The sequence below is a fragment of the Pseudolysinimonas sp. genome (assembly GCF_031389465.1).
In the GTDB taxonomy this organism is placed as follows: domain Bacteria; phylum Actinomycetota; class Actinomycetes; order Actinomycetales; family Microbacteriaceae; genus Pseudolysinimonas_A.
On the sequence record NZ_JANMSQ010000233.1, the window covers coordinates 1 to 5,616 of the forward strand.

Genomic DNA, 5,616 nt, shown 5'->3' on the forward strand with positions numbered 1-5,616 from the left:
CGACGCCCGCCGTCTACCGAGAGCTCGACGACCACCGGGCTCGACACGCGGGCGAGGTCGCGCCGGCGAACCCGGCCCCCACGGTCGGCACCGACGTGCTGCAGGCGTTGCGAGCGGGGGATGCGCGGATGCTCGCCGCCGCGATGCACAACGACCTGCAGGCCCCGACTCTCCACCTCGAGCCGTCGCTCGCGAAAGTGATCGAAACCGGAGAGCGCAACGGCGCGCTCGCCGGAATCGTCTCAGGTTCGGGCCCGACCGTTGCGTTCCTCGCCGCCGATCTCGATTCGGCGCTCGAGCTGCAGATCGCCCTCTCGGCGGCGCAACTCACCGTCGTTCGGGCCACGGGTCCCGTGCACGGCGCCCGCATCATCTCCGACTGAGCATCAGGCCTTCGTGCGGGGGCTCTTCACCGCCGCCTTGATGAACCCGGCGATCTGCGCGTACACCTCGCGGGCGCGTTCGAGGTCGCGGGTGTCGTATCCGTGGTCGACGCCTTCGAGCTCCACGTACTCGACGAGCGCGCCCGCCTTGCGCAGGCGTTCCGCGTAGCGCTTGCCCTCGGCAAGGAGGATGTCCTGGCCAGCCGTCAGCACGACCGCGGGGGCGATTCCGGTGAGGTCTGCCGTGTCAGCAGACCCGGCCGGAGACACCAGCCGATCGGCGCGGTCGGCGGGGTTGGGAACGTAAGCGGTGTCGAAGACCTCTCCCATCCAGGGCTTGAGCGCCGGCTTGGCGATCGTCGAGGACTTGGTGCTGGCGGGCACCGAGAGGTCAAGCGGCGGGTAATGCAGTACCTGCAGAGTGATCGCCGGAGTGCCGTTCTCCAGGGCGAGCCGCGCGGCCGCGGCTGCAAGGGCGCCCCCGGCGCTTTGCCCGCCGATTGTCAGCCGCGACGCGTCCCAGCCGTGTTCGGCGCCGTTGGCCGCTACCCAGGCGACCACGTCGTACGCCTGCTGGGGGAGGGCGGGGAAACGATGTTGCGGGGCGACGACATAGTCGACGTTGATCACGACGACTCCTGCGAGAGCGACGATCGTGCGGCACAGCGGGTCGTCGAGAACGGCACCGCGCAGCACGTAGCCGCCGCCATGGAAGTTGACGTGCACGGCGGGCAGGGGTTCACCCGATTCGGGTCGATAGATGGTCAGCTCAGCCGGAGCGACCGAGGTCGGCACCGTCAGTTTCTCGGTGCGCCCGGGGTGCTCAGGGAACCGCTCGTGCGGCTTGAGCGCACGCTCGAGGATGGCGCCGGTGAGACCTTGCATCGCCTTTGCGACGGTTGAGGCGACTTTCGGGCGGGACAGGATCGACATTTCTTGAGGACTCCTACTTCCTAGTGGGTGGGATGGCGAAGGCTCAGGCTGCGGGCGCCTCGTGGTCGGGCCGTCGCTCGTTGTCGCGCTTCGCGCGCTGAATCTGCGCATACACGTGTGTGCGCAGTTCGGTGAACCGGGGCAGCGCACGGGTCGTGAGTTGGTCGCGCTCGGCGGGCAGGTCGATCGTGAGATCTTCCTGCACGACCGTCGGCGGCATCGACAACACGATCACGCGCTGACCGAGGTACACGGATTCGTCGATGTCGTGCGTGACGAAGATCACGGTGACTCCGAATTTCGTCCAGATGTAACGCACGAGGTCCTCGAGGTCGGCGCGGGTCTGTGCGTCGACGGCGGCGAACGGCTCATCCATGATGAGCACTTCGGGGCTGTACGCGACGGCCCGTGCGATCGCGACCCGCTGCTGCATGCCGCCCGAAAGCTGCCAGGGGTACTTGTCAGCGGCGGCGCTCAGCCCCACTGCGTCGAGGACCTTGTCGACCAGCTGGCGGCGTTCGGCTTTGGGGGTCGTGCGCAGCAGCGGAAGCTCGACGTTGCGCCGCACCGTCATCCACGGCATGAGGCTGCGACCGTACTCCTGAAAGACGACCGCCATCTTCTTCGGTGGAGCCGTGACGGGTTCGCCGTCGAGTTCGATGATGCCGCCGCTCGGGGCGAGCAGACCTGCGATGCACTTCAGCAGTGTCGTCTTGCCGGCGCCCGAGGGTCCGACGATGCAGATCAGTTCACCCTGCTTGGCGGTGAACGAAATGTTCTGCAGCGTGACGAAGTCGCCGTAGGACTTCCGCAGGCCTTCCACTCTCAGCAGGGCAGTCGGGGACGAGGTCTGGTCAGGCACGTTCGGTCTCCTTCAGGCCGCGATACCACCCGAGCACGAACCGCTCGGCGAGCTGGAACAGCACCGCGAGTGCGATGCCGATGATGCCGAGCAGGATGATGCCACTCCACATCTCGGGGATCTGGAAGTTCTGTTGGAAGAAGGTGATGCGGTAGCCCAGCCCCGATGAGGCGTTCGTCATCTCCGAGATCACCATGAGGATGATGCCGATCGACAGTGACTGGCGGATTCCGGCCATGATCTGCGGGGCGGCGCTCGGCAGAATGATGAACCGCACGCGCTGCAGGGTGGAGAGCTGGTAAGACGTCGCCGTCTCGCGCTGCACCTCGTCGACGGAGCGGACGCCTTCGACGGTGTTCAGAAGGACCGGCCAGACGGTGCCGGCGATGATCACGACGATCTTCGCCGTGTCGCCGATGCCCAGCGTGAGGGCGAGCAGCGGCACGAGCATCGGTGGCGGCACGGCGCGGAAGAATTCGAACACCGGCTCGACGAGCTGCCGCAGCCAGCGCACCGATCCGACGAGGAGGCCGAGGGCGATGCCGATGACGGCCGCGAGCGCCAGGCCGATGAGCAGCCGACTGACGCTCGGCGCGACGTCGACGAAGAACGCGTCGCCCACCCACGTCTTCACGAACGCCTCGGCGATGGTCCACGGGGCGGGGAAGCGGCGGTTGGGGGCGACGAGCGCCGACAGCGCCCACAGCGCCAGCAGCACGAGCGGAAGCCCGATCGCTTCAAGCAACCCGTCGAGCCAGCGGGGCAGGCGACGGCTCGCGGACGTCGGAAGCAGGCGACGGGTCACGGCGGGGGCGCTCACAGCACGACCTCCGCTCGCACCGATTGATGCCAGCCGAGAACTCGTCGCTCGATGACGCGCACCAGGAGGTTGATGATGAGCGCGAGAACGCCGGCGGTGACGACGAGGGCATAGACACCCGCGTAGTCGGCGGCGGTCCCGCGCTGCACGAGCAGACGCCCGATGCCGTCGACGCCGATGATGAGCTCGCCCGTCACGGTGAGGATGAGGGCTACGGTCGCCCCGAGGCGGAGGCCGGTCATGATGTAGGGGAGTGCCGTCGGGAGCACGAGATGACGGAAGCGCGAGGGCGCCGAGAGGCCAAAACTGCGCTGCGTGTCGCGCGCCACGGGGTCGACGTCGGCGACGCCGTAGAGCACCTGGATGAAGATTTGCCAGAACGTCGCGAACACGACGATCACGAGCGAGGACTCGCGATCAAGGCCGAACAGCAGGATCGCGAGCGGGATGATCGCGACGGACGGGATCGGGCGCAAGAACTCCACGGTCGAGCGCGTGTAGCGGCGCAACACCGGGATCATGCCGATTACGGTGCCGAGTACGAGGGCCAGCACGCCCGCGATACCGAGGCCGATCGCCCACGTGATGAGGGTGTTGCCGATCGTGCGCCAGTAGTGAAGATCGAGCACCAGGCGCCCGAGGGCGGCGAACACTTCGGTCGGCGGGGGCACGTATCTCCCGTTCACCCAACCAACCGTAGAGGCAAGCTGCCAGACGGCGAGAAACACCAAGATGCCCAACAGACCCAGCAGCACGGGCTGCAGTCGTCGCCTCATTGCACGAATTCCTTCGGTCACATCGGTGGTCCGGGATCTGTCGACCCCGGACCACCGATTCGGGTGCTACTGAACGACGATCGTGCCCAGGTCGGGCTCGGTCTCGAAGTAGGCGAACTCCATCGCGAGGGCGACGAGGTCCTCCAGGCCCGCGTTGCTCAGGTCGGCCGTGAACTCCGGCAGCGTGATGCCTGCCGCAGCCGCCTCGGGGATGTCGAGGTTGGTCGCGATTGCGGCCCGCACGGCATCCTCGTTCGCGGCGGCGTACTCGAGCGCGGCCGCGAGGGCCGCAGTCCAGGCTGCGACCATCTCGGGCTGCTCGTCGATGACGCTCTGCAGGGTGAAGGCGGTCAGCACGGTCAGGCCGGGGATGGTCGCCTGGTAGGGGCCACCCAGGTCGGTACCGCCGGCGCCGACGACCATTCCGCGGAACGGGTCAGGCACCCACGCGGCGTCGATCGTGCCGGCCTCGATCTGGGCCGGGACGTCGGGGAAAGCGACGGCGACGAACTCGATGGTGCTGGGGTCTCCACCGTCGGCTTCGACGGCAGCGCGGATGGTGAGGTCACCGGCGGCGCCGAGGCTGTTGACCGAGACGGTCTTGCCCGAGAGGTCGGCCCAGCTGGTGATGCCGCTCGCGGCGCTCGCGACGACCGAGTTGACGTCGCTGTCGCCGCTCGCGAGGCTATTGGCGTAGTTGCTGACGATGCGCACCTCTTCGCCGCCGAGGGCGGCGCGGAACGGCCCCATCGGCTGGCCGATCGCGAAGTCGATGTCGCCGGCGATGAGTGCCGGGATCGCCTGTGCGCCACCCTGGGCGGGAAGGATCTCGAGCTCGATGCCGTGCTCTTCGAAGATGCCCGCCTCGAGTGCGGCCCAGATCGCGCCGGTCTCGGCGATCGGGAGGGCTGCGATCCGCACCTGGTAGGTCTCTGTGGGGCCGGCTTCGGTGGGTTCGGGGGCGGCACCGGTGTCGGTGCAGCCGACGAGGGCGATCGTGGCGGCGAATGCGAGGCCGCCGAGGAGTGTGCTGCGTTTCATGGCAGAACCTTTCTTCTTCGTTGAAGGAGATGCTGGAGTGGTGGACCGACCGTCACGAGTGGCGGTCGGGAGTTAAGCATGAAACTAGCGCTACCAAACTTAGACCCGAATGTCGTGGATGTAAATGTGTAGAACCAGAACGGCCCGATCGGTGGCCAGGCGGCGCATGTCACAATGGCGCCTATGACCAGCGGCGGCGACGGCGGGGACCAGCGCAGAGCGCGCGGCCTGCGGGTCACCGGAACCCGACGTGGATCCCCGCCGAGCCTGCTCTTGATGCTGTTCGGTGACTACTGGCTCAAATCGGGGGGCGGTTTTCCCTCGGCGGCCCTGGTGACCCTGCTCGGCGATTTCGGAGTCAACGACGCAGCCGCCCGTGCAGCCCTGAGTCGGATGGTCAAGCGCGGCCTGCTGAGGTCGTCGAAGACCGGTCGCACGACGGCGTATCGTACGAGCCCCCGCACGCAGCAGATCCTCACGGCCGCGAGCCACCGCATCGTCGAGTTCGGCGGAGCGACTGATGAGTGGTCGGGGGTGTGGAGTGTCGTCGCGTTCAGCATCCCCGAGAACGGGCGGTCGTTGCGGGCCGCGGCGCGCAACCGGCTGGTCTGGCTCGGGTTCGCCCCGCTGTACGACGAGGTGTGGATCTGCCCGCACGACCGGCACGAGGATGCTCTGCGTGAACTCGCGGCGCTCGGCGTCGAGGCGACCGCCCTCCAGGCGTCGGTCGCCGAGTCGGCGTCGCCCACCCGGTCGCCGCAGAATGCCTGGAATCTCGACCAGCTCGCGAGCGAGTACCAC

The 5,616-nt window shown here is 67.8% G+C and carries 5 protein-coding genes and 2 pseudogenes; 2 read left to right on the plus strand and 5 right to left on the minus strand.

The features are described from left to right. Positions 1-383: pseudogene (locus RMO30_RS09330) on the plus strand (4-(cytidine 5'-diphospho)-2-C-methyl-D-erythritol kinase); the annotation flags it as partial. Between the two features lie 3 nt (positions 384-386). Here RMO30_RS09330 and RMO30_RS09335 read toward each other — a convergent pair. From RMO30_RS09335 to RMO30_RS09355, 5 genes are all read right to left on the minus strand, one after another. Further along, on the minus strand, positions 387-1,316 hold the full coding sequence (locus RMO30_RS09335; protein ID WP_309712399.1) for an alpha/beta hydrolase fold domain-containing protein: 930 nt from the start codon (positions 1,314-1,316) through the stop codon (positions 387-389). A gap of 43 nt (positions 1,317-1,359) precedes the next feature. Then, complete coding sequence (locus RMO30_RS09340; RefSeq protein ID WP_309712402.1) at positions 1,360-2,178, minus strand: ABC transporter ATP-binding protein; 819 nt, start codon at positions 2,176-2,178, stop codon at positions 1,360-1,362. Further along, positions 2,171-2,998: an ABC transporter permease gene (locus RMO30_RS09345; RefSeq protein ID WP_309712403.1), complete on the minus strand. Its 828-nt coding sequence runs from the start codon at positions 2,996-2,998 to the stop codon at positions 2,171-2,173. Before RMO30_RS09345 ends, RMO30_RS09340 begins: the two co-directional genes overlap by 8 nt. Beyond that, positions 2,995-3,774, minus strand: coding sequence for an ABC transporter permease (locus RMO30_RS09350; protein ID WP_309712407.1), 780 nt, complete (start codon positions 3,772-3,774; stop codon positions 2,995-2,997). The genes RMO30_RS09345 and RMO30_RS09350 overlap by 4 nt, the downstream gene beginning before the upstream one ends. 66 nt (positions 3,775-3,840) lie before the next feature. Next, positions 3,841-4,815 carry an ABC transporter substrate-binding protein gene (locus tag RMO30_RS09355; RefSeq protein ID WP_309712409.1) on the minus strand — a complete coding sequence of 325 codons (975 nt, stop codon included), beginning with the start codon at positions 4,813-4,815 and terminating at the stop codon, positions 3,841-3,843. Between the two features lie 183 nt (positions 4,816-4,998). Here RMO30_RS09355 and RMO30_RS09360 point away from each other — a divergent pair. After that, positions 4,999-5,616: pseudogene (locus tag RMO30_RS09360) on the plus strand (PaaX family transcriptional regulator); the annotation flags it as partial.

Coding starts and splice junctions, on each gene's coding strand:
- RMO30_RS09350 (WP_309712407.1), bottom strand. CDS start 3,774: ATGAGGCGACGACTGCAGCCCGTGCTGCTGGGTCTGTTGGGCATCTTG.
- RMO30_RS09355 (WP_309712409.1), bottom strand. CDS start 4,815: ATGAAACGCAGCACACTCCTCGGCGGCCTCGCATTCGCCGCCACGATC.
- RMO30_RS09335 (WP_309712399.1), bottom strand. CDS start 1,316: ATGTCGATCCTGTCCCGCCCGAAAGTCGCCTCAACCGTCGCAAAGGCG.